The sequence below is a fragment of the Kitasatospora sp. NPDC059812 genome, assembly GCF_042732075.1.
In the GTDB taxonomy this organism is placed as follows: Bacteria; Actinomycetota; Actinomycetes; order Streptomycetales; family Streptomycetaceae; genus Kitasatospora.
Genome location: NZ_JBHWIO010000012.1, coordinates 63,445 through 90,294 on the forward strand (window position 1 = coordinate 63,445; position 26,850 = coordinate 90,294).

Here is a 26,850-nt window from a genome sequence, read left to right on the forward strand (position 1 = left end):
CGGGCCCTGGCGCGGGCGGGGGTGTGACCGGCTCCGGGGCGCCCGCTGCCCCGGTGCGCGCGGGGGCAGCCGTGGCTCGACGAGCGGCCGGGCGGTTACGGCAGCCGCGGCTCGACGGGCGGTTGGGGCAGTCGCTGCTCGAACCAGACGACCTTGCCGGTGCCCAGCCGGGTGGCGCCCCAGCGGTCCGCGCACCGGGCCACTATCTGCAGGCCGCGACCGCGTTCGTCCTCCGGCCCGGTACGGCGCGGCCGCGGCAGCAGCGGGCTGTCGTCGCCGACCTCGCAGCGCAGCCGGGTGGTGCGCACCAGGCTCAGGGTGACCGGGCGGGTCGCGTGCTGGACGGCGTTGGTCACCAGCTCGCTGATCATCAGCTCGGTCGCCTCGCTGAGCTCGCCGAGCCCCCAGCGGCGCAGCGTGTGGGCGGCCAGCCGGCGGGCCCGGCCGGGCGTCTCGTTGCGCGGCTGGAGGTACCAGTGCGCGACGTCCCCGGCCGGGATGCCGTCGAAGCACGCGCCCAGCAGGGCGATGTCGTCGCCGCGGTCGCCGGGCGGCAGGATCCGCAGCGCCTCCTGGCACAACTGCTCGGGGGACTGCCAGCGGGCGGCGGCGATCCGGGCGCGGAGCACCTCCAGGCCGTCGCTGATCGGGCGGCTGCGGGTCTCCACCAGGCCGTCGGTGAACAACAGCAGGGCCGAGCCGGGCGGGGCGGGCAGCTCGACCGAGTTGAAGTCCACCCCGCCGACCCCGATCGGGGCCCCGGAGTCCAGTTCCACCAACTCGGCGGTGCCGTCCGGCCGGACCAGGACGGGCGGGACGTGCCCGGCGTTGGCCAGCACCACCCGGTTGGCGATCGGGTCGTACACCGCGTACACGCAGGTCGCCAGGTGCTGTTCGCGGCCGAGCCGTTGGGCCTGCTCGTCCAGGTGGTAGAGCACCTCGTGCGGGGGCAGGTCGAGGGCGGCCAGGGTCTGGGCGCTGGTGCGCAGTTGGCCCATGATGGCGGCCGAGGTGAGCGAGTGGCCCATCACGTCGCCGACGATCAGGGCGACCCGGTTGCCGGGCAGTGGCACGGCGTCGTACCAGTCGCCGCCGACCTGCGCGCCGCGCTCGCCCGGCAGGTAGCGCTGGGCGAGGCGCACGCCGTGCGGCTGCGGCAGGCGCAACGGCAGCATGCTGCGCTGGAGTTCGTTGGCTATCTCCCACTCGCGGGCGTACCGCAGGGCGGTGTCCACCGCCAGCCCCGCCTGGGTGGCGAGGTGCGCGGCGGTCGCGGTGTCGGCGGCGTCGAAGGCGGGCCGGCCGGTGCGTTCAGGAGGGCGGCGGATCAGCACCAGCAGGCCGAGCACGGCCTTGCGGCCGCGCAGCGGCAGAGCCAGCACCGACGTGCCCGCGGCCAGCCGGGCCAGCCCGCGGGTGCCGTACAGCTCGCGCAGCAGTGCCTCGGTGCGTTCGGCGCCGGGCGAGCCGAGCACCGCGGACTCGGCGGGGCGGCGGCTCAGCAGGGCGTGCGCGAGCGCCCCGCCGCGGGTCACCGGGGTGGCGGGGCCGGTGTCGGCGGTGGAGCGGGAGCCGTACCGGGAGCGGTGCCGGTCGTCTGCTCCGCTGGGCCGGCCGCGCCGTCCGATCCGGGTGCCGGTGCTGTGGTGGATCCGCAGCTCGTCCGGGAAGCCGGGCTCGCGCTCGACGTTGGGCAGCGGATCGCGCAGGTGGACCACGGCGGCGTCGGCCAGCGTGGGGACGAGCACCCGGCCGATGTTGCGCAGTGTCGCGGACAGGTCGAGCGCGCTGTTGATCCGCCGGGTGGCCAGGTCGAGGTAGCCGAGCCGGCCCGCCACGTCCTCGCGCTCCGGGCGCGCGGTCGGTTGGTGTGCCGGTGCCGGCACCGGTGCTGAAGCTGGTGCCAGGGGCAGGCCGCGCTGGCCCGGGACGGCAGGCGGCTGTCCGCCCTCGGTCTTGAGCTGGTCGCGCACGGCTGCCTGTCCTGGATTCGGTGTGGTCTCTGTGGTGGTCTGCGGTGTCCTGCTGGCGGGCCCTGCTGCCGTCCGGTGGGTCAGCCGACGCGTCGACAGCACAGGAACAGCTGTTCCTCCGGCGGCAGCGTGGTGCTGGCCGGCGCGTACGGATGCCCCGAGCACTCCTCGACGGTGAAGCCCGCCGTGACGAGAACCCGCTCCAGATCCTCCCTCAGGTACCCACTGATCCGCAGCTCTCTGCCAAGGAACGGAAGCGGAACGTGATCCAGATCCGCCTCGACCATACCGAGCGCCAGCAGTCCGCCCGGCCGGAGGAGTTCGCGCAGCCGTGCGAGCACGGTCGGGATCTCGTCCTGCGGCAGCAGGATCAGCGAGAAGAACGCGGTGACGGCGGCGAACCCGTCCTTGCCCAGCGGTCCCAGTCCGGGGGCGTTCCAGACCTGCCCGGCGCGCTCGGTGGCCAGATCGAACAGGTCGATCCGATGGAACTCCGGCGGGTGTTCGCCCGGGAACCGGGCCTGCCGGGCCAGCGAGAGCATCACGTCCGAGAGGTCTATCCCGGTCACCCGCAGCCCGCCCGCGACCAGCTGCCGGACCGTCGGGTCCCCGGTGCCGCAGCCCACGTCCAGCACCCGCGCGCCGGGTTCGAGCTCGGCCAGCAGCTGCCGTCCGCAGGCCAGCTGCCCGTCCTTGGCCGGGAACGCCTCGCCGTACCCGGCACCGATGGTGTCGAAGGCGACGGCTTGCAGGGCACGCGCCGCCCGGCGCCGCCGCACGTCGGGCCCGTCGTCTCCCGCGTCCTCGTCGACGGGGAACGAGTCGGATATCTGTCCGGTCGTCACGATTGAGAGGCACCCTTCCACCCGTGGCCTCCGGCCGGCTGCACGCGGCCGCACGGGAGCGGGATGCCGTCCGCCCCGGCGCCCGTCCTGCCTCGCCGGCCCACACGTTGCCGGCAGACACTCGTGTGTGTACTGGCATCTGAGAATATGCGTGATCTCTGCGCCATGGGGTCCCTTTCCAGCCAACTCGTCATGCTTGGGCCGGTGTGGACGGGGTTGCGGAAGCACGACGGTGCGGGCGGGGGTGGTGCGCGCGGGCTCCGCGCGCCGCATGGCGCGCCGTGGTGGAACGGCTGAGCTGCGGTTTCGCCGGGCCGAGGGCCGGCCGTCGGGCGTTTATCGAACGTCAATCGCCGGAGTGCAGAGTGGAGTCCAGCGCCGGGGAAGCGTTGAGGGCGCTCCCGCAGCCGGGGGGCTGCGGGGGCGCCGACGCGCACAACGGGGGTAGGGGCTCTGCCGGGGGCGGAGACCTACGGCGCTGGGGAAGATGGGGGAGGCTCGGTGTGCTGTTGGGAGATGAGGTCCGCCACGGGGGAGGCCTCCGGCACACCGAGCCGCGTGAAGATCGCGTGCGCCTCGCGCAGGCAGGCGAGCGCGCGGGCGGGCTGCGCCAGCGCCAGTAGCGCCTCGCCGAGGGTGGCGTTCGCGAGGCCCTGGCAGTAGGCGGCGTCCAGTTCCTGGGCGATCACGAGCGACTCGCCGGCCGCCTCGGCCGCCTCGGCGTGCTGTCCGGCGGCGAGCAGGGCGGAGGCCAGGCGGGCGAGGGTGTAGCCCTCCCAGAGCGGATTCTGCTGGGCCTGGAACAGCTGGTGGGCCTCTCTCAGGTAGCCCACCGCCGCCCTCGGCTCGTCGGTGGAGGCGAGCACCACACCGGTCTGGTACAGGGTGTCGGCGAGGCAGGGGCCGTTGCTCGACGTCCGGGCCGTCGCCACCGCCTCGATGACCGAGCGGACAGCGGTCTCGGTGTCTCCCAGCTTGAGCTGTGCCCGCGCCATGTTGCCGAGCAGCCGGGCTTCGTTGATCGGAACGCGGACCACCCGGCTGATGCCCAGGGCCTGCTCGAAGAGCGGGATGGCCTCGGCGGGGCGGTTCGTCAGGCTGAGGATGATCCCCAGGTCGTTGCTCGCCGCCGACCGCAGGATCGTCATGTCGTCGGAGCGCTGAAGGCTCAGGCTCTTGCGGAGCGACTGTTCGGCGCCCTGGAAGTCATTGGTGATCGACTGCAGCGTGCCGAAGGCGAAGTGCACCCGGGCCAGGGCGGCAGCGTCTCCGTAGGCGGCGGCGTTGCGCTCGGCGGTCACCAGGAACCGGCGCATCCGGGAGCCGTGCGTGGGATCCGTGACCAGGCTGTTCAGGACGATCAGCAGGTCGACGGCCGGGCGCAGCACGAAGTCCGGTCCTCGCACGGCCGCCTCGACGGCGCTGAGCAGGAAGGTGATCTCCGTCCGCAGCCACTGCCGGGCGTCCTGGCTCGTCGGCAGGTCCAGGCCTGACGAGCCCAAGGGGTTGAGCGGTTCCGGGAGCTGGTCGTCGGGCTCGATCACCTGGGCCGCGTTGCGGACGGTCGGGATCAGCAGGTCGAGCAGGCGCAGCACCGCCCGCTCCTGCTCCGTGGTGTCGCCGATCCGCTCGTTCTGCCGCTGGGCGTAGAGCCGGAGCAGGTCGTGGTAGCGGTAGCGGCCGGGGGTGAAGCACTCCAGCATGTTCGCCTCGACCAGCGCCTCGGCGAGGTCCTCGGCGGTGTACTCGTTCGCGCCGAGCAGCGCCGCGGCGGCGGGCAGCGGGATGTCAGGGGAGTCGATCAGGGCGAGCAGCCGAAAGGCGCGGGCCTCGTCCGCCGAGAGCTGGCCGTAGCCGAGTCCGATGGTGGTCTCCACGGCGAGGTTGCCGAGCTGGAGTTCGTCCAGTCGCCGCCGCTGGTCGGCTAACCGTCTGGCCAGGTCGGAGACGCTCCAGCGCGGACGGCTGGCCAGCCGGGCGGCGGCGATGCGGACGGCGAGCGGCAGGAACCCGCAGGCGGTGACCACCTGCATGGCCGCCTCCGGTTCGGCGGCGACCCGCTGCTCGCCGACGATGGCCGAGAACAGCGCCAGCGCTTCGTTCGGGGTCAGCTCCTCGACGTCGAACAACTGCGCACCCGGGATGCCGGCCAGCCGGGAGCGGCTGGTGGCGAGCACGGCGCAGCCGGAGACGCCGGGGATCAGCGGCCGGATCTGCTCGGCGTCGCGCGCGTTGTCGAGCAGGATGAGCATCCGCCGGCTGGCGAGCAGCGACCGGTAGAGGGCGGCGCGCTGTTCGAGGGAGTCGGGGCTGTCGGTGACGCCGAGCGCGTGCAGGAAGTCGCCCAGGACGGCCACCGGGTCGGCCGGCGAGGTGCCGGCGCCGCGCAGGTCGACGTACAGCTGCCCGTCCGGGAACTCGCCGCGGACGCGGTGGGCGACGTGGACGGCGAGGGTGGTCTTCCCGACCCCGCCGATGCCGGCCAGCGAAGTCACCACCACGGCCTGGCCGGTGGCGTTCATCAGGACCGTCGAGAGGTCGCTCACCAGGTCGGTGCGGCCACTGAAGTCCGATACGTCGGCCGGGAGTTGGGCGGGCGCCGGGGGAGCGGCCGGACCGTCCTCGCGGCTCACCGGGGCCGGTACGGCCGGGAGGGCGAGCGTCGGGTCCGCCGCCAGGATGCGGGCGTGCATCGCGGACAGGCCGGCACCGGGTTCGACCCCGAGCTCCTCGATCAGCAGCTTGCGGGTGTCGGTGTAGACGCCGAGCGCCTCGGCCTGGCGCCCGCAGCGGTACAGCGCCAGCATCAGCAGCTCGCTCAGGCGCTCGCGCAGCGGGTGTTCGGCCGTCAGGCTGTTCAGCTCGCCGACGATCTCGGCGTGCAGGCCGATGTCGAGGGCGACGGCGCACAGCTCCTCGGCGGCGGCCACCTGTCGTTCGGCGAGCCGCAGCCGCTGGGTGTCGGCGTAGGGGCCGGGGATGCCGGTGAGCGGTCGGCCGCTGAACAGGTCCAGCGCCCGTGCCAGCAGCCGGTGCGCCTCGTGCTTGTCGCCCGCGGCCCGGGCGGCCGCGGCCTCGGCGGAGAGCCGCTCGAAGACCGTCAGGTCGAGGGCCTCGCCCGGGATGCGCAGCGCGTAGCCGTCGGCGACCGAGATCAGCAGCTCGGAGGGCCGGCGCACCTCCCGCCGGGGCTCGATGACGGAGCGCAGGCGGGAGACGTAGGTGCGCAGCGCCGCCACCGCCTGGGCCGGGTGGCGCTCGCCCCAGAGCGCGTCGACCAGGTCCTGTGTGGTGACCGGGCGTCCGGAATGCAGCAGAAGGGTGGTCAGAACTGCCTGTTGCTGGGGGGATCCGAGGGAAAGGGGCTTGCCGTCGAGCCAGGCCTGGACCGGACCGAGGACTTGGAAGCGCAGCGCAGAGGTCTGCGGCGTCTCCCGAAACTCCATGAAAGTCCCCCGATGGCCTGTGGTGTCGATTCCGTGAAAGGGCGCTCGGCGGTCCGCCGTGGTGCTTCAGCTTAGGCGGACGCCCGACTCTGCCGGACGGCAGCGCAAGCCGCACGGTGTTTATCGGACATTTAATCAACCCTACGATACTGTCCGCACGCCCGTGCCACGGAGGTCGGGCGAGACACATTTGATGACCGAAAGGCGGCCGCCCAATGGCCAACGACCAGAGCGAGACCCCGGTGGCGTCGGCGCCCGAGAACGCGGCGACGACGGATGCCCCGGCCGTCGCTGTGGAGGCGGGCAAGGCTGTCGAGGACGCGGTGGCCGCGTCCTCGAACACGACCGAGTACACCGCGCCGTCCGACGCGCAGAAGGCGGCGATCGAGAACGACCTGTTCGGGGACGAGGCCGCGCACGTGGTGGAGCCCGTCGCGCCGGCCACGGGCGGGCCGGGCAAGCGGTACGAGCCGGAAGGCATGATCTCCGGCCACCCGTAAGCCGGTCCGGCCGTAGGCCCCGTGCCCCTCGTGTCCCGGTCCGGGCACGGGGGCGCTGTGGGTTTTGGGCGTGCCCCATTCGGCACCGGTGCCCGCCCGGTGGCCGAATCCAGCCCGTGGTGCACTCATGGTGACCGGCGATATCCGTAACGTGCCCGACGGTGGGTGCGGGGCGTTCCGGAATTCCGGATTCACTCGGGGGGATTGCGGGTGGGAATGCTGCTGTTTGCGTGCTTTTTGCCGCAATTAGCGCGGAAGATCGTATTCGGCTGAATCGCGGGGCCCGGGAACGGGCGAGACCCGTCCGGGTTCGGCGGTCCATTCGAGGCCGCCGCCCTCGGGGCGCAGGTAGTGCTCCCCGCCGATGGTGTCCATGTAGATGCCGGTGCGTCCGGTCCTCCGGTCGAGGACGAGTTCACCCACGTGCGGCCGGTAGGCCGCGGAGTCGCGCTGACGGGTGCTCACCGCACTGCTCCTCGCTGTTCTGGTGCGGGTGCGGCGCCGGGTGGGGGCCGCGCCCTGGTCGCTGTCCGTGTGTGTGGTGCTCGGCGACTACCCAGCATCTCTAGAGAAGCTAATATCTCTAGAGATGTCAACAGTCGTAGCCGCTTACCGTCCGCCGCGGTCGCGCCTACGATTTGTCCGAGGGAGAGGGAGCGGCGATGACCGGCAGCAGTGGCGACAAACAGCCCAAGTACCAACGGATCGCCGACACGCTGAAGGCGGCCATCGACGACGGCCGGTACCGCGCGGGTGACCGGCTGCCGGGCGAGAACGACCTCATGGACGAGTACGGCGTGGCCCGGATGACCGCCCGCCAGGCGCTCGGCGTGCTGCAGAGCGAGGGCATCGCCGAGGCGCGCCGGGGAGCCGGGGTCTTCGTCCGGGACTTCCGGCCGCTGCGCCGGCGCGGGATCCAGCGGCTGGCGCAGGGGCAGTGGGGCTCGGGCCGGTCGATATGGTCGGCGGACATCGACAACCGCCTGCTGGTGGTCGACCAGGTGTCCGTCACCGAACGGGGCGCGCCGGAGCACGTCGCCCGGGTGCTGGGAGTGGATCCGGGCGCGTCGATGTGCGTACGGCACCGCCGCTTCGTGCTGGACGGCAAGCCGGTGCTGCTGTCGACCTCCTATCTGCCGGCCGGCCTGGTCGCCGGCACGGCCATCACCCGCGAGGACACCGGCCCGGGCGGCACCTACGCCCGGCTGGCCGAGATCGGCGCGAAGCCCGTCCACTTCCGCGAGGAGGTCCGCTCCCGGATGCCCGGCGCGGAGGAGGCGGCCCGCCTGGAGCTGTCGGCGGGCACCCCGGTCATCCTGATCTGCCGCACCGCCTTCGCCGACGAGGGCCAGGTCGTCGAGCTCAACGAGATGATCCTCGACGCCGCCTCCTACGTCCTGGAGTACGACTTCGACGCGTGAGCACGCGCAACGCGGCCGCCCCGGTCGCGACGAACGCGGCCGGGGCGGGGTGCGTCGCTACTGGTAGTGGTAGCGGGCCTTGAGGATCATCACTTCCTTCTCGTCGGCCCGGTACACCAGGCGGTGCTCGTCGTCCATCCGGCGTGACCAGTAGCCGGCCAGGTCGCCCTTCAGCGGCTCGGGCTTGCCGATCCCGCTGAAGGGGTCGCGCTGGATCTCGCCGACCAGGCGGGTGATCCGCTGAGCCATCTTCCGGTTCGATCCGAGCCAGAACAGGAAGTCCTCCCAGGCGTCCGGGTCGAAGTGGACACTCCTCACACCTCACCCGCCAGGGCTTCCAACTCCTCCAGGGTCCTGGTGACGCCGGGGTGGCCGGCCTTGTCGCGGGCGACGGCCGCCATGAGCCGCTGGGCGTTGGCGGGAGAGCGCAGGAGATAGATCGTCTCCTGCCACGCGTCGTAGTCCTCGGCCGACATGAGGACCGCGTCCCCGCTTCTGGAGGTGATCCTTATCGGGGCGTGGTCGTCATTGACCTTCTTGATCAACGGGAAGAGCTGGGTGCGTGCCTCGCTCGCACTGATCGCCATCGCCATGCCCTCCATGTTCGTACCGGTTCTCGGTACCGCCATGGTACGAGTCCTGAGTACCACCTGCCAGTGTATTGCGTCCATGCAGAACCGCCCCGGTCGCGACGAACGCGGCCGGGGCGGTTGAGGAGGCGGGGGCGGCTGGGGAGGCCGGGGCGGTTACTCCTTGGAGCGGACCCGGAGGCTGGTGATCAGCGGGCCCTCGGTGGTCTCGCGGAAGAAGTCGTTGCCCTTGTCGTCGACCACGATGAAGGCCGGGAAGTCCTCGACCTCGATGCGCCAGACGGCCTCCATGCCGAGCTCGGCGTACTCCAGGACCTCGACCTTCTTGATGCAGTCCTGGGCGAGGCGGGCGGCCGGGCCGCCGATGGAGCCGAGGTAGAAGCCGCCGTGGGCGGCGCAGGCGTCGGTGACCTGCTTGCTGCGGTTGCCCTTGGCGAGCATGACCATGGAGCCGCCGGCGGCCTGGAACTGGTCGACGTAGGAGTCCATCCGGCCGGCGGTGGTGGGGCCGAAGGAGCCGGAGGCGTAGCCCTCGGGGGTCTTGGCCGGGCCGGCGTAGTAGACGGGGTGGTCCTGGAGGTACTTGGGCATGCCCTCGCCGGCGTCCAGGCGTTCCTTGATCTTGGCGTGGGCGATGTCGCGGGCGACGACCAGGGTGCCGGTGAGCGAGAGCCGGGTCTTGACCGGGTACTTGGACAGCTCGGCGCGGATCGCGGACATCGGCTGGTCGAGGTCGACGCGCACGACGTCGTCGTCCAGGTGCTCGTCGGTGGTGTCCGGCAGGTACTTGGCCGGGTCGGTCTCCAGCTGCTCCAGGAAGACGCCCTCGGCGGTGATCTTGCCGAGCGCCTGGCGGTCGGCGGAGCAGGAGACGGCCATGGCGACCGGCAGCGAGGCGCCGTGGCGCGGCAGGCGGACGACCCGCACGTCGTGGCAGAAGTACTTGCCGCCGAACTGGGCGCCGATGCCGATCTTCTGGGTCAGCTCGGTGACCTTCGCCTCCAGCTCCAGGTCGCGGAAGCCGTGGCCGGTCTTGGCGTCGCCGGAGGTCGGCAGGTTGTCCAGATAGTGCGCGGAGGCGTACTTGGCGGTCTTGAGCGCGAACTCGGCGCTGGTGCCGCCGATCACGATCGCCAGGTGGTACGGCGGGCAGGCGGCGGTGCCGAGGGAGCGGATCTTCTGCTCCAGGAACGAGAGCATGCTCGCCTCGTTCAGGATGGCCTTGGTCTCCTGGTACAGGTACGACTTGTTGGCGGAGCCGCCGCCCTTGGCCATGAAGAGGAACTTGTACGCGCCGCCGTCGGTGGCGTACAGCTCGATCTGGGCCGGCAGGTTGTTGCCGGTGTTCTTCTCGTCCCACATGGTCACCGGGGCCATCTGGGAGTAGCGCAGGTTGAGCTTGGTGTACGCGTCGAAGACGCCGCGCGCGATGGCCGACTCGTCGCCGCCCTCGGTGAGCACGTTCTGGCCGCGCTTGCCCATGACGATGGCGGTGCCGGTGTCCTGGCACATCGGCAGGATGCCGCCGGCCGAGATGTTGACGTTCTTCAGCAGGTCGAGCGCGACGAAGCGGTCGTTCGGGCTGGCCTCCGGGTCGTCCAGGATGCGGCGCAGCTGGGCGAGGTGGGCGGGGCGCAGGTAGTGCGAGATGTCGTGCATCGCCTCGGCGGTGAGCAGCCGCAGCGCCTCGGGCTCGACCTGGAGGAAGGTGCGACCGCCGGCCTCGAAGGTGGAGACACCCTCGGAGGTCAGCTTGCGGTACGGGGTCGGGTCAGCGCCCAGGGGGAGCAGGTCGCTGTACTCGAAGTCTGGCGTGGGAGCCATGGGGGCGGTCCTTAGGTTTCCAGTGGTCCGGCTGCGTCGGCGAAGCACCCTCAAGGGTAGGACCCGGCTCCGTGTCGCACGCGGACAGGGCAGCCTGCGTGACCGGGCTCACTCGGGCGCACGTGCGAGCGACTAGTCTTGGGCCGTGGACAACTCGCCGTCGCAGGACGATCCGGGGCAGCCGTCCGTGCCGGCGCCCGTACCGATGACCAAGCCCGAGACCCGGCCCGAGCCGCAGCCGCAACTCCGGCCGCTGCCGGAGCAGAAGACCCAGCCGGCGCACGCCCCGGTGGCGCAGGCGGAGATGCGGGTGTCGGACGCCGACCGCGAGCGGATCGCGGAGCTGCTGCGGGACGCCTACGCCGAGGGCCGGCTGGACGCGGACGAGCACGCGGACCGGATCGGGGCCGCGTACGCCGCCAAGACCTTCGGCGATCTGGTGCCGCTGACCAGGGACCTGCCGGGCCACCGGCCGCTGTCGTTCGAGAAGCCGCCGCTGGAGGCCCCGGCGCCGCGTGCGGTGACGCCGGCGCTGCCGCCCGCGCGCCAGGAGTCGCCGTCGATGGTGGCGATCTTCGGCGGCTCGTCCCGCAAGGGCCGCTGGCGGGTGGGGTCGCACCTGAAGGCGTTCGCGGCGTTCGGCGGGGTGGAGATCGACCTGACCGACGCCGTGTTCGAGTCGCCCGAGGTGGAGATCGAGGTGACGGCGCTGTTCGGCGGCGTCGAGATCCGGGTGCCGGAGAACGTGAGCCTGCACGGCGGTGGCGTCGGCATCTTCGGCGGATTCGACGTCAAGGAGCAGACGGCGGCGGACCCGTACGCGCCGGTGGTCCGGGTCAAGGGCGTCGCGGTGTTCGGCGGCTGCGAGGCCAAGCCGCGCCGGGGCAAGAAGCTCAAGGAGTGGGTGCGCAAGCAACTCGGCACCGAGTAGCCGGGGTTGGCGGGTCGAACGCCCGGCCGGGGATCAACTCCCGGCCGGGCGTTCTGCGTTGTCCCCGGTGCGCTCCGTAGTCGATTGCGTGCAGTGTGCATGAATCACGGGCGGGCGGGGTAGTTCCTTCCGCACATCGCTTCTTGTACGGCTGCGCACCGGAGGCGGCCCAGCGGCCGACTCGGGGTTGGACAGCGGGGGCTCGCAGCCGGGCAGGGGAGCGAGCTTCCCCGTGTCCGAGAGTCTCGTCAGGAGTACGGCCGTGCTGCATCCGATCGAGTCCCGCACCACCTCGCCCGTCGCCGCCGCGCAGTTGCTGGAGCGCAGTCCGCAGCCGCACCCCCCGGGCGGCCAGGGCTCCCAGACCGTCGCCCAGGGCGCGTCCTCGGGCGAGGACAGTCCCTGGCACACCGGCGCGGCCTGCCGGCGGGACGAGGTGGGGCTGTTCTTCGCACCCTCGAAGGAGCCGACGGCGGCTCGGTTGTCGCGCGAGGAGCAGGCGAAGCAGGTGTGCGCCCGGTGTCCGGTGCTGCTGGAGTGCCGCGAGCACGCGCTGGCGCAGCCGGAGCCGTACGGGGTCTGGGGCGGGCTGACGGCCGCCGAGCGGCGGGTGGTGCTGGCCCGGCGCCGCCGCCGGGAGTCGGAGCTGCGCGAGGCGACCAGGGTGGTCGCGGGGCAGCGGCGGATAGCGGGCTGACGGGGCTCCGGGTGTGCCCCGGGCCGGACGCGCCGCGGCCTCGGCGGAGGGGGATTCCGCCGAGGCCGCGGGTGCGGTCGCCCGGTGTCAGTTGGCGCGGTCGAAGTCGATCGCGCTGTAGGCCCGCAGCTTCGACAGCTTGTGGACGGAGTTGATCTCGCGGATCGTGCCGCTCTTGGAACGCATCACCAGCGAGCTGGTGGTGGCGGTCTCCTGGCGGTAGTGCACGCCGCGCAGCAGCTCGCCGTCGGTGATGCCGGTGGCGACGAAGAACACGTTCTCGCCGCTGACCAGGTCGTCGGTGGTGAGCACCCGGTCCAGGTCGTGGCCGGCGTCGAGGGCCTTCTGCCGCTCGGCGTCGTCCTTGGGCCACAGCCGGCCCTGGATGACGCCGCCCATGCACTTCATGGCGCAGGCCGCGATGATGCCCTCGGGGGTGCCGCCGATGCCCATCAGCAGGTCGACGCCGGTGCCCTCGCGGGCGGCCATGATGGCGCCGGCCACGTCGCCGTCGGAGATGAACTTGATCCGGGCGCCCGCCTCGCGGATCTCCCGGACCAGGCCGTCGTGGCGCGGGCGGTCGAGGACGACGACCGTGACGTCCTCGACGGCGCTGCCCTTGGCCTTGGCGACCCGGCGGATGTTGACGGCCGCGGGGGCGGTGATGTCGACGAACTCGGCGGCCTCGGGGCCGGCCACCAGCTTGTCCATGTAGAACACGGCGCTGGGGTCGAACATGGTGCCGCGGTCGGCGACGGCCAGGACGGCGACGGCGTTGTTCATGCCCTTGGCGGTGAGCGTGGTGCCGTCGACCGGGTCGACCGCGACGTCGCACTCGGCGCCGGTGCCGTCGCCGACCCGCTCGCCGTTGTAGAGCATCGGGGCTTCGTCCTTCTCGCCCTCCCCGATGACGACTACGCCGTTCATCGAGACGGTCGAGACGAGGGTGCGCATCGCCTTGACGGCGGCGCCGTCCGCGCCGTTCTTGTCGCCACGGCCGACCCACCGGCCGGCGGCCATCGCGGCCGCCTCGGTGACCCGGACGAGTTCGAGCGCGAGGTTCCGGTCCGGAGCCTCGGGCGCGACCTCCAGGGCGCTGGGAAGGTGGTTCGGGTACTGCGTGGTCATCGTCGTTACCTCTCTGTACGCGACGGCCAGTAAGCGCCCGACTACTGCCTGGTCGAACGCCGTGGTGAGGGTCCTGCGATCGTATCTGCCTATGGGATGACTGTCTGTGGCGCGGGTCGCCACCCGGCGCCCGACCTGGTCGGTTCGTCCCGCTTCACCCGTACGCGGGCACCCCGGGTGGCCGTACCGCCGTAGGGATGAGTCACCATGTGGGGGTGGCTGGAGAGAGCAAACGCATGAGGGGCCGGGAGACCGTACGGGACATGGTCCTGTCGATGCTGGCGGTCGGCGCCGTGGTCTGGATCGGGTACCTGTTCCTTCCGCACGACGCGAACAGCGACCCGGTGCACGTGGTCGAGTACAAGGTGGCGGCGGCCTCCGCGAAGCGCGGCGCGCCGTACCCGCTGCTCTCCCCGGACGGGCTGTCCGACCAGTGGCGGGCCACCTCGGTCGGCTACCAGCCGGCCGCGATCAGCAAGGGCAAGGGCAACGCCTGGCACCTGGGCTTCGTCACGCCGTCCGGCCAGTACGCGGCGGTCGAGCAGAGCGACGTCCCCCGCGACGCGCTGCTGGCCGACAAGATCGCGGGCGGCAAGCCGGACGGCACCTCCGAGGTCGCCGGGCGCACCTGGGAGCGGGTGCAGGGCGAGAAGTCCCGCGCCCTGACCGTGCAGACCGGTGACGCGACCACCGTGCTCACCGGTACCGCCTCCTACGAGGAACTGGCCGAGCTGGCCCAGGCGCTCAAGTAGCCCGTCCCCCCCGGGCCGCCCCCGGGGGAACGGCTCCGTACGCCCCCGCGGACGCCCCGCGGACGCGCCCGTACGACCCCGAACGCCCCCGTGCGCATACGGAAAGGGCCCGCACCGGACGAACCGGTGCGGGCCCTCGCGCGTGCGGCGGATCAGACCGTGGTGACGACCTGGTCGTACGCCAGGCGCGGCGAGCGCGGGAACCACGCCTCGTCGCCCGGCTTGCCGATGTTGACCACGGCCAGCACCGAGTGCTCGCCGTCGCCGAAGAACTCCTTGTTGATGCCCTCGGCGTCGTAGCCGGTCATCGGGCCGGCGGCCAGGCCGGCGGCGCGCACGCCGATGATGAAGTAGGCGGCCTGCAGCGCGCCGTTCAGCGAGGCGGAGCGCTCACGGACGGTGCGCTCGGAGAAGAACACGTCCTTGGCCTGCGGGAAGTGCGGGAACTGGGTCGGCAGCTCCTCGTGGAACTCGTTGTCCGCGGCGAGGATGGCGACCAGCGGGGCGGTGCTGGTCTTGGCCTTGTTGCCGTCCGCCAGGTGCTGGACGAGGCGCTCGCGGCCCTCGGTCGAGCGGACCAGGACGACGCGCAGCGGCTGCTGGTTGAAGGCGGTCGGGCCGTACTTGACCAGCTCGTAGATGGCCTGGACCTGCTCCTCGGTCACCGGCTCGTCGGTGAAGGTGTTCGCGGTGCGGGCCTCGCGGAACAGCAGGTCCTGAGCGGCGGCGTCGAGTACCAGGGCGTCGGTGGTCATGCTTGTCTGCACCTCATGCGGGAGGGGGTTCGTCGGATTGACCGGCCGTGGCCGGTCACACCATCTCAACATGGGTGAAGATTCAACGATTCCCCGGCCCGCTGTGAGCCGCGTCACTCCCCGCCCGCGGCCCCGTCCTCCTCGGCGGCCAGCGCCGCGTCCAGCCGGGCCCGGGCGCCGTCCAGCCAGCGCTGGCACACCTTCGCCAGCTGCTCGCCGCGCTCCCACAGCGCCAGCGACTCCTCCAGCGACGTCCCGCCGTTCTCCAGCTGCCGGACCACCTCCAGCAGCGCGTCCCGGGCGTGCTCGTAGCCCAGCGCGTCGTCCGGGGTCGGTGCCGCCGCGTCCTGCTGCTCCTGCTGCTCTGCCATGCGTGCCAGCGTAGGGGCTGGAGCCGACAGAGCCGGCGCAGCGCCGACGGAACGGCCGCGGCGGGGCGAAAGCCGGAACGGCCTCGGCGGGGTAAAGGCAGCGAGGCGAAAGCAGCGGGTGAGGCGGCGGGGCGAAATCGGATGCGTCCGGCCGGCCGGCGGCGCTACCCTCCGCCGCATGATCACGGTCCGACCCGCCGCCCCGGCCGACGCCCCCGAGCTCGTCCGGCTGCGCGACCTGATGTTCGAGGCGATGCCCAGCATGGCCGGCCTGACCGGGCCGGGGCCCTGGCAGACCACCGCCGAGCGGATGCTGCGCGAGCGCCTCGCCGTCCCGGCCGGGGAACTGACCATGCCGTCCTTCGTGGTGGACGATCCGCGACGGCCCGGCCGGCTCGCCGCCTGCGCGGTCGGCACGCTGGAGCACCGGCTGCCCGCGCCGGGAAACCCGAACGGCCGGTTCGGCTTCGTCTTCAACATCTGCACCGACCCCGGCCACCGGCTGCGCGGCTACGCCCGGGCCTGCACCGAGGCGCTGCTGGACTGGTTCGACGACCAGCGGGTCGGCCGGATCGACCTGCACGCCAGCAGTGGCGGCGAGGCGCTCTACCGCAGCCTCGGCTTCGGCGAGCACTCCATCGCGCTCTCCCGGCAGCGCTCCCACGAGGCCTGACCGTCGTCCACCGCGGCGCCGGGCGCTCCTACGAGCCCTGACCGTCCGCCACCGCGACGTCGAAGGCCCCGCCCGCGACCCGGGCGTGCAGCCCCTCGCCGGCCGTGACCTGCGCCGGGTCGGTCACCACCGTGCCGTCCGTCCGCTGGAGCACCGCGTAGCCGCGCTCCAGGGTGGCCGCCGGGGACAGCGCGACCACCCGGGCGAGGGTGTGCCCGAGGTCGCTCTGCGCGTGGTCCAGCCGGTGCCGCAGGGTGCGCCGGGCCCGCTCCAGCAGCGCGGTGACCTCCTGGCCGCGCCCGTCCAGCATTCGGTGCGGGGCGGCCAGCGCGGGGCGGCTGCGCACGCCGTCCAGCCCGTGCTGCTCGCGCTCGACCCGGCCGAGGACGTGCCGCCGGGCACGGTCCCGCAGCAGGCGGACCTTGGCCAGCTCCTCGCCGACGTCCGGAACCACCCGTTTGGCGGCATCGGTCGGGGTGGAGGCGCGCAGGTCGGCGACGAAGTCCAGCAGCGGCTGGTCCGGCTCGTGGCCGATCGCGCTGACCACCGGCGTACGGGCGGCCGCGACCAGCCGCACCAGCCCCTCGTCCGAGAACGGCAGCAGGTCCTCGACGCTGCCGCCGCCGCGGGCCACGATGATCACGTCCACCTCGGGGTGCTCGTCCAGCTCCCGGACGGCCGCGCTCACCCGCTCCACCGCGCTGACCCCCTGCACCGGGACGTTGCGCACCTCGAAGCGGACGGCCGGCCAGCGCCGCCGGGCGTTCTCCAGCACGTCCCGCTCGGCCGCCGAGCCGCGCCCGGTGACCAGCCCGACGCACTGCGGCAGGAACGGCAGCGGGCGCTTGCGCTCGGCCGCGAACAGGCCTTCCCCGGCGAGCCGCCGCTTCAGCTGCTCCAGCCGGGCCAGCAGCTCGCCCAGCCCGACCGGCCGGATCTCCGAGGCCCGCAGCGACAGCTGCCCGCGCGCCGCGTACCACTCCGGCTTGGCGTGCACGACGACCCGCGCGCCCTCCTGCACCACGTCCGCGACCTGGTCGAACACCGAGCGGAAGCAGGTCACCGTGAGCGACACGTCCGCCTGCGGGTCGCGCAGGGTCAGGAACACCACGCCCGCCCCCGGCCGGCGGCTGAGCTGGGTGATCTGCCCCTCCACCCAGACCGCGCCGAGCCGGTCGATCCAGCCGCCGATCAGCGCGGAGACCTTGCCGACCGGGATCGGGGCTTCGGGGGAGCTGGTGTTGGCCATGCGTATGAGGCTAGCGGCGTCGGCCGACAGGGCCGCCCGGAGCGGGGGAGCCCTGGACGCCCAGCACCACCAGCCCGACCGCCAGCCAGATCAGCCCGACGAGCTGCGCGGTCGTCGAGGCCTCGTAGACCACTGCGGCGATCACCGCGATCCCCAGGGCCGGGACGAGCAGGTGCCGCACCCGGTCCCGGGAGCCGTGCCGCACCGTGTACCAGCCGATCACCGAGGCGTGCAGCAGCGCGAAGGCGGTCAGCGCGCCCACGTTGACCACCGAGGTCAGCTGGTCCAGCCCGTCGTCCCGGTTGGCCGCCCAGACCGCCGCGGCCATCGTGATCACCGCGGCCGCCAGCAGCGCCCGGCGCGGCACCGCGGTGGCCGGGTCGACCGTGCCGAGGACGCGCGGCAGCCGTCCCTCCCGGCCCATCGCGTAGACCAGCCGCCCGGCCGCCGCCTGCCCGGCCAGCGCCGCGAAGGCCGCGCCGATCGCCTTGCTGGCCGCCACCAGGACGTGCAGCCAGTGCCCGACCCCGCTCTCCACCGTGTCGTAGAAGGCCGAGCCCTGCGCCGCCGGGTCGGCCGCCAGCTGCTGCGGGCCGAGCGGCTCCAGCAGTGCCGCCAGGTAGGTCTGGGTGACGAACAGCACCCCGGCCAGTGCCAGGCACCAGAGCACGGCCCGGGCCACCGCCGCCGAGGCGCCGACCGCCTCCTCGACGAAGGTGGCGATCGCGTCGAAGCCCAGGTAGGAGAGCACCGCGACGGACACGGCCGAGATCACCGCGGTCAGCGAGAAGGCGCCGACGGCGGTGAACGGGGTGTCCCAGCCGCGCCGGGCGCCGCCCTGGACCAGGGCCACCACGGCCGCGGCGACGAACACCGCCAGCACCGCGATCTCCAGGGCGAGCACCGCGAAGCCGACCACGGCCGCCGTCCGCACGCCGATCAGGTTGAGCGCGGTGGTCAGCACCACTGCGAGCGCCGTCCAGACCCAGCGGGAGACGCCGGGCACCAGCGAGTTCAGCGCGATCCCGGAGAACAGGTAGGCGACCGCCGGGATCAGCAGGTAGTCGAGCATCGCCATCCAGCCGGCGATGAACCCGGGCCCCTCGCCCAGCCCGGCCCGCGCGTAGGCGAACACCGAGCCGGTCTGCGGCACCGCGCGCACCATCTGGGCGTACGAGAAGGCGGTGAAGCCCATCGCGACGGTCGCGGCCAGGTAGACGGTGGCGACGGCGCCGTGGCTCCTGGCGTCCAGGACGCCGAACACGCCGACCGGTGCCATCGGAGCGATGAACAGCAGGCCGTAGACCATCAGGTCGCGGACGCTCAGGCTGCGGCGCAGGCCGCCCGGTTCCGTTTGCCCGTTCGCAGAGCTCATAGACACCACATTTGAGCACCGACGACCGGGTCTGTCCGGAAAGTGCCTCCCGTCGGCGCGGCTCGGCGCCGCCCGTACGATGGAGCCATGTCCAACACCGCGCCGCGCCGTGTCCTGCTCGCCGCCCCCCGGGGCTACTGCGCGGGTGTCGACCGCGCCGTGATCGCCGTGGAGAAGGCCCTGGAGCAGTACGGGGCGCCCATCTACGTCCGCAAGCAGATCGTCCACAACAAGTACGTGGTGCAGACCCTGGAGAAGAAGGGCGCGATCTTCGTCGACGAGACGGAGGAGGTGCCCGAGGGCTCGATCGTGGTCTTCTCCGCGCACGGCGTCGCGCCGGCCGTCCACGACGAGGCGAAGGCCGGCCGGCTGGCCACCATCGACGCCACCTGCCCGCTGGTCACCAAGGTGCACAAGGAGGCCGTGCGCTTCGCCGACGAGGGCTTCGACATCCTGCTGGTGGGCCACGAGGGCCACGAGGAGGTCGTCGGGACGATGGGCGAGGCCCCGGACCGGATCCACCTGGTGGACGGCGCCGAGGACGTCGCCAACGTGCGGGTCCGGGACGAGTCCAGGGTCGTCTGGCTGTCCCAGACCACCCTGTCGGTGGACGAGACCATGGCCACCGTCGGCGAGCTGAAGAAGCGCTTCCCGGCGCTGGTCAGCCCGCCCAGCGACGACATCTGCTACGCCACCCAGAACCGCCAGGTCGCGGTCAAGCAGATGGCCCCCGAGACCGACCTGCTGATCGTGGTCGGCTCCAAGAACTCGTCCAACTCCGTCCGCCTGGTCGAGGTCGGCCTGGAGTACGGCGCCAAGGCCGCCCACCTGGTGGACTTCGCCGAGGAGGTCCAGGAGGCCTGGCTGGAGGGCGTCGGCACGGTCGGTCTGACCAGCGGCGCCTCCGTCCCGGAGATCCTGGTCGAGGGCGTGCTGGAGTGGCTGGCCGCGCGCGGCTACGACACGGTCGAGACGGTCAAGACCGCCGAGGAGCACCTGATCTTCTCGCTGCCCAAGGAACTGCGCCGCGACCTGCGCGCCGAGGCGGCGGGCAAGCTGTAGGGCCGGTCCGGGGGCCGCTCCCCGGACCGCTCCCAGGCCCTTCGCGCAGAGCCCGGCACCCCCCTCGGGGTTGCCGGGTTTTCTGCTGTGCGTCCACCCGTGCCCTCTCGTAGTTTTGTGCACAGGCTGTGGACAAGCGGTCCGCGGCCCCGGCGGAGGGTGGACGTGATGACGGCGGTATTCGGCGTGGACATCGGCGGTTCGGGCATCAAGGGCGCCCCGGTCGACCTCGCCCGGGGCGTGCTGGCCCAGGAGCGGTACAAGGTGCTCACCCCGCAGCCGTCCGCCCCCGAGGCCGTGGTCGCCGCCGTCTGCGAGGTGGTCCGCCAGTTCGACCACCAGGGCCCGGTCGGGCTCACCTTCCCCGGCGTGGTGGTCGGCGGCCGGACCAGAACCGCCGCCAACGTGGACAAGGGCTGGATCGGCCTGGACGCCGCGGGCCTGTTCCGCGAGGCGCTCGACCTGCCCGCGACCGTGCTCAACGACGCCGACGCGGCCGGGCTCGCCGAGACCGTGCACGGCGCCGGGCGCGACCAGTCGGGCGTGGCGCTGGTGCTCACCTTCGGCACCGGCATCGGCAGCGCGCTCTTCGTCGACGGCGTGCTGGTGCCCAACACCGAACTGGGCCACCTGGAACTGCGCGGCAAGGACGCCGAGCGCCGGGCCTCCTCGGCCGCCAAGGAACGGCACGGGCTGACCTGGGAGCAGTGGGCCGGGCGGGTCGACGAGTACCTGGACCTGGTCGAGATGCTGTTCTCGCCGCAACTGGTCGTGATCGGCGGCGGGGTGAGCCGCAAGCACGAGAAGTTCCTGCCGCTGCTGCGGGAGCGGGAGGCGCGGGTGGTGCCGGCCGAGCTGCGCAACGACGCGGGCATCGTCGGCGCCGCCATGGCGGCGGCCCGGGCGGCGGGCTGAGGCCGCCCGCCCGAGGCGCCGCTCAGCGGGAGCGCTGAATCCGGCGCTGGGCCACGAACCGGGCGAGCACGATCAGCGCGGCCAGCCCGGTGCCGGAGAACAGCCAGCCGGCCCGCAGCGCCAGCCCGGTCGCCAGCGCCACCACCTGGGCGGTGACGCCCGAGGAGGTGACCGGCCCGAGCAGCAGCAGCGCCAGCGCGAAGGCGATCGGCCCGCTGATCGGTGCGGCCAGCAGGTCGACGTAGCGCACCCGGACGGCCAGCTGGAAGCAGACGACCAGGTAGCCGAGGCCGAACAGCCAGCCGAGGCCGTCGAACAGCAGCCGGTCCAGGCCCGCGACGGCGAGCGTCGCCAGCACGGCGGCCACGCCCGTACCGATGGCGGTCAGCCGGGTCGGCCGTCCGGTCCGGCGCCGCCCGTACAGCGGGGTCTCGGAGCGTCCGGGCAGCGGCAGCCGCAACCGCAGCCTGGGGGTGGCCGGGCGGGCGGCGGCGGGCGGCCCGGCTACCGGGCGTAGCCGGGCGGCGGGGGCGGCGGCGGGGGCTGCGGGGGCTCCGGCGGTCTCGGGAGCCCGGCCGGGCCCGGGGACGGCGGCCCCGGCCGCGCCGTTCGGCGGTCGGCGTCTGGGCCCTGGCGGCTGGGTACGGATGCTCTGCTCCACCCGCCCAACGTACGGTCCGATCATCGCCACACTGTGTAATGGACCGTTCAGGTCTTGTCCCGTGTCTCCTGGCGGAGTGCTGATGTGATCGTCGTTCAGCGGCCTGACCTGTCCGGCCCAGCCCCCCGGGCACCCCGCCGGAGTTCCTGAAGCCCCTCCCGGCGGCGACCGGGGCGTGAGGCGCTGCCCGTAGACTTGGGGGTCGGCCCGCACGGTGCCGACCCAACTCCTCCAAGCCCACGGGACTGCGCTTCATGTCGCTCACGATCGGAATCGTCGGCCTGCCGAACGTCGGCAAGTCGACCCTGTTCAACGCCCTGACCAAGAACGACGTGCTGGCGGCCAACTACCCGTTCGCCACCATCGAGCCGAACGTCGGCGTCGTCGGCGTCCCGGACGCGCGGCTGGCCAAGCTCGCCGAGATCTTCGGCTCCCAGCGGATCCTCCCGGCCACCGTCGACTTCGTCGACATCGCCGGCATCGTGCGCGGCGCCAGCGAGGGCGAGGGACTGGGCAACAAGTTCCTCGCCAACATCCGCGAGTCGGACGCGATCTGCCAGGTCGTGCGCGCCTTCACCGACCCGGACGTGGTGCACGTGGACGGCAAGGTGTCGCCCAAGGACGACATCGAGACCATCCACACCGAGCTGATCCTGGCCGACCTCCAGACCGTCGAGAAGGTCCTGCCGCGGCTCCAGAAGGAGGCGCGCCTGAAGAAGGAGACCGCCCCCGTGCTGGCCGCCGCCGAGGCCGCGCAGGCGGTCCTGGAGACCGGCAAGACCCTCTTCGAGGCCGGCTTCGACACCACCCCGATCCGCGACCTCCACCTGCTGACCGCCAAGCCCTTCCTCTACGTCTTCAACGTGGACGAGGCCGAGCTGGCCGACGAGGACTTCAAGAACGTCCAGCGCGAGCTGGTCGCCCCGGCCGAGGCGATCTTCCTCAACGCCAAGATCGAGTCCGAGCTGATCGAGCTCGACGACGACGAGGCCCTGGAGCTGCTCCAGTCGATGGGCCAGGAAGAGCCTGGCCTCGCCACCCTCGCCCGGGTCGGCTTCGACACCCTCGGCCTGCAGACCTACCTCACCGCAGGCCCCAAGGAAACCCGCGCCTGGACCATCAAGAAGGGCGCCACCGCCCCCGAGGCCGCCGGAGTCATCCACACCGACTTCCAGAAGGGCTTCATCAAGGCCGAGGTGATCTCCTTCGCCGACCTGGTCGAGACCGGCTCCATCGCCGAGGCCCGCTCCAAGGGCAAGGCCCGCATCGAGGGCAAGGAATACATCATGCAGGACGGCGACGTGGTGGAGTTCCGCTTCAACGTCTAAGCGGATGAAATAACACCACGTCGCTGACTTGGCAAACATGCAGGTCACAAGGGGCCCGGCTCTACGGAGTCGGGCCCTGCTTGTTTCCCGTGCTGGGATGGTGCTGGGAAATCTGAGCCCGTGTCACCAATTTTCGTCCCTGCTCACCTTTACCGTGCTGGGCTCGGTAAGGCTTGTGAGATAAGCGACCGCAGCTCGACAGACGCCCTCTGATCACAGAGGACGCTTACCTCATGCTCAAGAGACGGCTGCTGCCGCGGCGCCTACTTTCGGTCGCCTCCGCGCCGTCGGCCGGCGATCACGCACGGCCGTAGCCAGGACGCTCTCGCCAAGTGTGCGTGGGGAAGGGCGGCCCCGATCATGCGGACGCAGCATATTGTTGGGCCGACATCGACGAGGCGACTGGCCGTGGGGCGGCTGCGCGTGAAGTTTGCTGCACCTGAAGGTAGTTGTGCGGTTTGGGCTAGGTCAGTCGTTGAGTATCTCGAACGCTTCGTCTAGATCCTTGACGAAATCCTGCCATGACGGAAGGCAGGTCACCGGGCCCTCCGGGTCCAAAAGTTCGAGCATGCGCAGCCGGTGCTGTGAGAAGCGCTTCTGGAACTGGGAGAGGCGGCGTCCTTTGTACTCGCTTGCCTGCGCGAGCGAGTCCTTGAGGAGCTGTTTAGGGTCGGCGACCTTTTCTGCCGCGATGCCCTTGGGGAGATCAAGGCTGACGCGGCCGCTCGGGTTCTCGGCGACCTGGCGCAGACATGCCTCATCGAGAAGCAGCCAGGCTTCCAGCATGCGGACAGGTACTACAGCGACGTGCCGGAGACCGGGCCACTCGGCGCACACTGCCTCTTCGATCTCGTTCCTGCGGTCCTGGGCGGGACCCCGGTCGGCATCCCGTTGCACCACAACCAAGTCGTAGGTTCCGTGCAACTTACGGGCTGCCCGCAGTTTGTCCCGGACGGAATGGCCGGGCGGTGGCCGCAGTAGGCCGAAGTCAGGGACGGTGATCGAGACATCGAGCCCCCTGCGCACGGCAATGGATTCGACGTGCGGTACGAGGCCGTTGTCGCTGCTGCCCTCACCAATGAACAGAACGCGGGCGGTCACGCGACCCCCCAGTCCAGCGTGAGCTGCGCTCCGATGGGTGTGGTGAGGTACGGCAGGATGTCTGCCTTTGTCACGAAGTCGCCTCCCGCCCTCGTGGCCCGCCACGTCTCGGCCAGTGGACGCAGGCGGAGAGCCCGGTTCAGAGAGCCGTTCTCGGCCATGTGGATAGCGGTGTCGGCGAACAAGAGGTCTTCAGGTTCGACGAGTTGTACGACCCCGGGTGAGTGTGTGTTGATCAGTACCTGCCGGAACGGATTGTCTGTTCCAGGTTCCTCTGACGGGTCGACGGCAAGGTCCTGGACAAGGGCGACCATGGCGTTGAGATTCGCGGGATGGATGCCATTCTCGGGCTCCTCCATGCAGATCAGACCACTTACGGACGTGTCTTCGAGCAGGACGCACAAGGCCAGGAAGCGCAGGGTGCCCTCGGAGAGGCTACGGGCGGGCAGCGTCATGCCGGCCACCTCGCGTACGTTGACTGTGAGGAGCTGCCGGACCTCGTCCTGATCGACATCCAGATCGCGGATATGGATACCGGTCAGGTCCGATAGACGTCCCGCCAGCCTGGCGTAGATCTGGCTGGGATCCGCGCCGGGAGTGCCGTGGGCCACACGGAAGAGTGTCGCGGGGAGGTGGGAGCCGTCGGCGCCCATTACCTGTGGGTCGACATAGCGGTCGGACCTGCGCAGAGCCGACGGCTCAAGAGCTAGCCGTCGCCAGGACTGCATCTCACGGCGAGCCGCGAGGATGGTGGGGTCGTCACTGCTGGTGATGGTGGAGACGACTGTTGCGGGTGCACGGGACGCTGCGGCTGGCTTGGGCTGGCCCCGACTGCCACCGTCCTGGTGGATTTTGACCACCGACTCGCCGGATTCGGTCGTCGTTGAGATGAAGGGGGCGCCGCTGCGATGGCCCTGAATGACGCTGTTGCGGAAGTCCTTCACGCTGTGGGGGAAGAGAAGGTGCCGGGGGGCCTTGCCTTTGGTGATGTGACTCAGCGTCTCATGGAGGAGGGTGAGGCGGCCGAAACGGTCTAGGCCGGACGGCTCCTGGTAGCCGACCTCCAACTCGTACCGCAGAAACGTGGTCGTGGCCTTCGCGGCCCGGCCGAAGTCGTCCTCCGCGTTGAGCGGGACGATCATCTCGGCGGCGAATCGCATCCGGTGATGGCCAGGCTCGAAGCCCTTCCAGAAGAGGTCACGAGGGTCACCCTGGCGCTCACCGTGTACGCCCCGGACCTCTTGGGCCGCTTCCATCATCGACTGGTCGGCCAGCAGGGAGAGGAACTGGATGGCGTCGAAAACATTCGACTTGCCGGTGCCGTTCTCCCCTGCGATGCAGGTGAAGGGTCCGAAGTCGATGGACAGGTCCAGGAGGTTCTTGAACCCGTGGACTTCGATGCGGGTCAGCATGCTGTCTCCGGAAGCTCGCCGGGCGGATCCGCCCAAGCCTACTGGCGAGGAGGGCCGTTACGTGTGTCGGTTGCTCTCCACATCGTTGATGAGAGCCCGCGCCGCCTCGTCTTCCCCAGTCTGCCGGTCTGTGGCTCGCAGTCCTCCTAGCCGTGGATGAGCCTGGCGACGAACGGTAGTCTGCGGCCACCTCCAACGACTGACGGGGGCCGAATTTTCGCGCGGCCGAGGTTTCCGAGTTGCTCGCTACGTCAACTGTTCGCGGAGGGGGTCAGGGTGGCAGGGCGTGCTGGGACGCCTCTCCCGTGCTGGGATGGTGCTGGGATGGCCCCCTCCGAAGTCACGTTTCCTCAGGTCGGAGCTCTGTGCTCGACATTCCGCTTCAACGTGTAGCCGTCTGGTTGCTACGAGTTGACTGATTGGTCGAATGTGCAGGTCGGAAGGGGCCGGGCTCTGTCGAGTCCGGCCCCTTCCGCGTCATCGTGCTGGATGGGTGCTGGATGTTCTGACGCCGGGTCCGCGGTCATCAGGCCTCGTAAACGGTGGACCGATGTCCCACGTGGATGACCCAGATCACCAATTCCCCGTTGTCGATCGTGTAGACGACGTGGTAGTCGCCGACGCGCAGGCGGCGACGCTCGGGCTGGGAGACGAGCGCAGTGGTGTTGAAGCCGAGGGGATCGGTCTCCGGTTCAGCCAGCTTGGCCAGGATGCGCAGCGCCATGTCGTGAGGGATCTTCCGGAGTTCGGCCCTGAGCCTCGGGTCGGCCTACCGTCCGGAACTCACTCATTGCGCGCCAGCGTCTCCCTCATGACGTCCTCGATCGGGATGCCGGCCGCCGGATTCGCCATGCGCTCGTCGATGGTCCGGTTGATTTCGCGCTCTTCCCACTCCTGGTACTTCCGAAGTACCTCGATGGACACCACGGCGGCGACTTCTTTGCCTCGGCGCGTGATCACCGTGGGTACGTCGTCCCGGTCGGCGCGCTCCACGACCTCGGCCAGGTGCGCGCGTACGTCGCGGATGGACTTTACGGGCAAGGGCTGCGTCATGCGCTCAAGAGTGCCGAGTGTTCCATGTGCACACAATGCGGTCGGGCGGCCTTGCGGCGTGACGGTAGGCCGCCGTGGCGGCGGGTTCGGTCAGGGGTGGATGCTGATGGTCAGGGTGCCGTCCGGTGTGGTGGTCACGGTGATGTTGTCGAGGGTGGCGGCGTGGGCGTCGGGTCGGTGGGCGGTGGCGCGGGGGCCGATGCCGATGACGCGGATGCCGGCGGCGCGGGCGGCCGTGATGCCGGCGTCGGAGTCCTCGAAGGCGAGGCAGTCGGCGGGGGCGAAGCCGAGGGCGGCGGCGCCCTTGAGGAAGCCCTCCGGGTCGGGCTTGCTGGCGCCGACGGACTCGGCGGTGACCAGGACGGGCGGCATCGGCAGGTCGGCGGCGCCCATCCGGATGCGGGCGAGCGGTTCGTCGGCGGAGGTGACCAGGGCGTGCGGCAGGCCGTTCAGGGCGGCGAGGAAGGCGGCGGCGCCGGGGATCGGGACGACGCCGTCGGTGTCGGCGCGCTCGGCGGCGAGCATCCGCCGGTTGTCGGCGAGGTTGAGTTCCACCGGGCGGTCGGGCAGCAGTTCGGCCATCGTCGCGTGGCCCTGGCGGCCGTGGGCGACGGCCAGTGCGGCGACGGGGTCGAGGCCGTGCTGCTCGGCCCAGCGGTGCCAGCAGCGCTCGACCACGGCGTCGGAGTTGACCAGGGTGCCGTCCATGTCCAGGAGGAGGGCGCGAGCGGTCAGCTGGAGGGGTGCGGTGGGCATGGGGCTGCTCCTCGGGCAAGGAAGGACGAGCT

The 26,850-nt window shown here is 71.6% G+C and carries 26 protein-coding genes and 1 pseudogene; 9 read left to right on the plus strand and 18 right to left on the minus strand.

Annotated features, from left to right (window positions below):
* Positions 1–95: 95 nt before the first annotated feature.
* The 3 genes from ACFV6D_RS09095 to ACFV6D_RS09105 all read right to left on the minus strand — a co-directional run bounded on the left by ACFV6D_RS09095 (position 96) and on the right by ACFV6D_RS09105 (position 6,264).
* Positions 96–1,973 (minus strand): SpoIIE family protein phosphatase, encoded by a 1,878-nt coding sequence (locus tag ACFV6D_RS09095; protein WP_380374730.1) that lies wholly within the window; start codon positions 1,971–1,973, stop codon positions 96–98.
* A gap of 80 nt (positions 1,974–2,053) precedes the next feature.
* Positions 2,054–2,818, minus strand: a complete 765-nt coding sequence (locus ACFV6D_RS09100) for a class I SAM-dependent methyltransferase (protein WP_079135650.1) — start codon at positions 2,816–2,818, stop codon at positions 2,054–2,056.
* 470 nt (positions 2,819–3,288) lie between these two features.
* Positions 3,289–6,264, minus strand: a complete 2,976-nt coding sequence (locus ACFV6D_RS09105) for a BTAD domain-containing putative transcriptional regulator (protein WP_079135649.1) — start codon at positions 6,262–6,264, stop codon at positions 3,289–3,291.
* Between the two features lie 215 nt (positions 6,265–6,479).
* Here ACFV6D_RS09105 and ACFV6D_RS09110 point away from each other — a divergent pair, with 215 nt between their 5' ends.
* The gene (locus tag ACFV6D_RS09110; protein WP_063347985.1) at positions 6,480–6,764 is read left to right on the plus strand and encodes a hypothetical protein; all 285 of its coding nucleotides are present in this window, start codon (positions 6,480–6,482) and stop codon (positions 6,762–6,764) included.
* 246 nt (positions 6,765–7,010) lie between these two features.
* Here the strand turns inward: ACFV6D_RS09110 and ACFV6D_RS09115 are convergent, their stop codons facing one another.
* Positions 7,011–7,229, minus strand: coding sequence for a hypothetical protein (locus ACFV6D_RS09115; RefSeq protein ID WP_063347984.1), 219 nt, complete (start codon positions 7,227–7,229; stop codon positions 7,011–7,013).
* A gap of 197 nt (positions 7,230–7,426) precedes the next feature.
* Here ACFV6D_RS09115 and ACFV6D_RS09120 point away from each other — a divergent pair, with 197 nt between their 5' ends.
* Entirely contained in the window at positions 7,427–8,185 is a 759-nt protein-coding gene (locus ACFV6D_RS09120; protein WP_063347983.1) for a GntR family transcriptional regulator, read from the plus strand.
* 57 nt (positions 8,186–8,242) lie between these two features.
* Here ACFV6D_RS09120 and ACFV6D_RS09125 read toward each other — a convergent pair whose 3' ends face one another.
* From ACFV6D_RS09125 to ACFV6D_RS09135, 3 genes are all read right to left on the minus strand, one after another.
* On the minus strand, positions 8,243–8,503 hold the full coding sequence (locus tag ACFV6D_RS09125) for a Txe/YoeB family addiction module toxin (RefSeq protein WP_363372471.1): 261 nt from the start codon (positions 8,501–8,503) through the stop codon (positions 8,243–8,245).
* Positions 8,500–8,772: a type II toxin-antitoxin system Phd/YefM family antitoxin gene (locus tag ACFV6D_RS09130; RefSeq protein WP_063351171.1), complete on the minus strand. Its 273-nt coding sequence runs from the start codon at positions 8,770–8,772 to the stop codon at positions 8,500–8,502. Before ACFV6D_RS09130 ends, ACFV6D_RS09125 begins: the two co-directional genes overlap by 4 nt.
* A gap of 159 nt (positions 8,773–8,931) precedes the next feature.
* Positions 8,932–10,599 carry a fumarate hydratase gene (locus ACFV6D_RS09135; protein WP_063347981.1) on the minus strand — a complete coding sequence of 556 codons (1,668 nt, stop codon included), beginning with the start codon at positions 10,597–10,599 and terminating at the stop codon, positions 8,932–8,934.
* Between the two features lie 205 nt (positions 10,600–10,804).
* Between ACFV6D_RS09135 and ACFV6D_RS09140 the strand changes: the two genes are divergently transcribed.
* Together ACFV6D_RS09140 and ACFV6D_RS09145 are read left to right on the plus strand one after the other, a co-directional pair.
* A complete protein-coding gene (locus tag ACFV6D_RS09140; RefSeq protein WP_380342132.1) occupies positions 10,805–11,530 on the plus strand; it encodes a DUF1707 domain-containing protein in 726 nt (241 codons plus the stop codon).
* Positions 11,531–11,843: 313 nt separating this feature from the next.
* A complete protein-coding gene (locus tag ACFV6D_RS09145; protein WP_380434508.1) occupies positions 11,844–12,227 on the plus strand; it encodes a WhiB family transcriptional regulator in 384 nt (127 codons plus the stop codon).
* A gap of 87 nt (positions 12,228–12,314) precedes the next feature.
* On the opposite strand, the gene glpX is transcribed toward ACFV6D_RS09145, so the two are convergent.
* Complete coding sequence (glpX, locus tag ACFV6D_RS09150) at positions 12,315–13,355, minus strand: class II fructose-bisphosphatase (RefSeq protein ID WP_063347979.1); 1,041 nt, start codon at positions 13,353–13,355, stop codon at positions 12,315–12,317.
* A 236-nt stretch (positions 13,356–13,591) separates the two neighbouring features.
* On the opposite strand from glpX, the gene ACFV6D_RS09155 reads away from it, so the two are divergent.
* Complete coding sequence (locus ACFV6D_RS09155; protein ID WP_063347978.1) at positions 13,592–14,107, plus strand: DUF4245 domain-containing protein; 516 nt, start codon at positions 13,592–13,594, stop codon at positions 14,105–14,107.
* Between the two features lie 152 nt (positions 14,108–14,259).
* On the opposite strand, the gene ACFV6D_RS09160 is transcribed toward ACFV6D_RS09155, so the two are convergent.
* Both ACFV6D_RS09160 and ACFV6D_RS09165 read right to left on the minus strand, forming a co-directional pair.
* The gene (locus ACFV6D_RS09160) at positions 14,260–14,862 is read right to left on the minus strand and encodes a malonic semialdehyde reductase (RefSeq protein WP_063347977.1); all 603 of its coding nucleotides are present in this window, start codon (positions 14,860–14,862) and stop codon (positions 14,260–14,262) included.
* Positions 14,863–14,975: 113 nt separating this feature from the next.
* The gene (locus ACFV6D_RS09165) at positions 14,976–15,233 is read right to left on the minus strand and encodes an exodeoxyribonuclease VII small subunit (RefSeq protein WP_063347976.1); all 258 of its coding nucleotides are present in this window, start codon (positions 15,231–15,233) and stop codon (positions 14,976–14,978) included.
* A gap of 178 nt (positions 15,234–15,411) precedes the next feature.
* Between ACFV6D_RS09165 and ACFV6D_RS09170 the strand changes: the two genes are divergently transcribed.
* Positions 15,412–15,906, plus strand: a complete 495-nt coding sequence (locus ACFV6D_RS09170) for a GNAT family N-acetyltransferase (protein ID WP_380558994.1) — start codon at positions 15,412–15,414, stop codon at positions 15,904–15,906.
* A 28-nt stretch (positions 15,907–15,934) separates the two neighbouring features.
* On the opposite strand, the gene xseA is transcribed toward ACFV6D_RS09170, so the two are convergent.
* A complete protein-coding gene (gene xseA, locus ACFV6D_RS09175) occupies positions 15,935–17,155 on the minus strand; it encodes an exodeoxyribonuclease VII large subunit (protein WP_063347975.1) in 1,221 nt (406 codons plus the stop codon).
* Positions 17,156–17,165: 10 nt separating this feature from the next.
* Positions 17,166–18,530 carry an APC family permease gene (locus ACFV6D_RS09180; protein ID WP_380374720.1) on the minus strand — a complete coding sequence of 455 codons (1,365 nt, stop codon included), beginning with the start codon at positions 18,528–18,530 and terminating at the stop codon, positions 17,166–17,168.
* 87 nt (positions 18,531–18,617) lie between these two features.
* Here ACFV6D_RS09180 and ACFV6D_RS09185 point away from each other — a divergent pair, with 87 nt between their 5' ends.
* Both ACFV6D_RS09185 and ppgK read left to right on the plus strand, forming a co-directional pair.
* A complete protein-coding gene (locus tag ACFV6D_RS09185) occupies positions 18,618–19,592 on the plus strand; it encodes a 4-hydroxy-3-methylbut-2-enyl diphosphate reductase (RefSeq protein WP_063347973.1) in 975 nt (324 codons plus the stop codon).
* 168 nt (positions 19,593–19,760) lie between these two features.
* Positions 19,761–20,507 (plus strand): polyphosphate--glucose phosphotransferase, encoded by a 747-nt coding sequence (gene ppgK, locus ACFV6D_RS09190; RefSeq protein WP_063347972.1) that lies wholly within the window; start codon positions 19,761–19,763, stop codon positions 20,505–20,507.
* A 22-nt stretch (positions 20,508–20,529) separates the two neighbouring features.
* Here the strand turns inward: ppgK and ACFV6D_RS09195 are convergent, their stop codons facing one another.
* Positions 20,530–21,192, minus strand: a complete 663-nt coding sequence (locus tag ACFV6D_RS09195; RefSeq protein WP_380558995.1) for a DUF6542 domain-containing protein — start codon at positions 21,190–21,192, stop codon at positions 20,530–20,532.
* Positions 21,193–21,422: 230 nt separating this feature from the next.
* On the opposite strand from ACFV6D_RS09195, the gene ychF reads away from it, so the two are divergent.
* Entirely contained in the window at positions 21,423–22,496 is a 1,074-nt protein-coding gene (ychF, locus tag ACFV6D_RS09200; protein WP_063347971.1) for a redox-regulated ATPase YchF, read from the plus strand.
* Positions 22,497–22,964: 468 nt separating this feature from the next.
* On the opposite strand, the gene ACFV6D_RS09205 is transcribed toward ychF, so the two are convergent.
* From ACFV6D_RS09205 to ACFV6D_RS09225, 5 genes and pseudogenes are all read right to left on the minus strand, one after another.
* Positions 22,965–23,597 carry a hypothetical protein gene (locus ACFV6D_RS09205; protein ID WP_380423924.1) on the minus strand — a complete coding sequence of 211 codons (633 nt, stop codon included), beginning with the start codon at positions 23,595–23,597 and terminating at the stop codon, positions 22,965–22,967.
* Positions 23,594–25,009, minus strand: coding sequence for an AAA family ATPase (locus ACFV6D_RS09210; RefSeq protein ID WP_380423923.1), 1,416 nt, complete (start codon positions 25,007–25,009; stop codon positions 23,594–23,596). Before ACFV6D_RS09210 ends, ACFV6D_RS09205 begins: the two co-directional genes overlap by 4 nt.
* A gap of 526 nt (positions 25,010–25,535) precedes the next feature.
* Positions 25,536–25,800 (minus strand): annotated as a pseudogene (locus tag ACFV6D_RS09215) (type II toxin-antitoxin system RelE/ParE family toxin).
* Positions 25,793–26,062, minus strand: a complete 270-nt coding sequence (locus ACFV6D_RS09220) for a type II toxin-antitoxin system Phd/YefM family antitoxin (protein ID WP_380558997.1) — start codon at positions 26,060–26,062, stop codon at positions 25,793–25,795. Before ACFV6D_RS09220 ends, ACFV6D_RS09215 begins: the two are co-directional and overlap by 8 nt.
* A 90-nt stretch (positions 26,063–26,152) precedes the next feature.
* The gene (locus ACFV6D_RS09225) at positions 26,153–26,818 is read right to left on the minus strand and encodes an HAD-IA family hydrolase (protein WP_380558999.1); all 666 of its coding nucleotides are present in this window, start codon (positions 26,816–26,818) and stop codon (positions 26,153–26,155) included.
* Positions 26,819–26,850 lie beyond the last annotated feature (32 nt).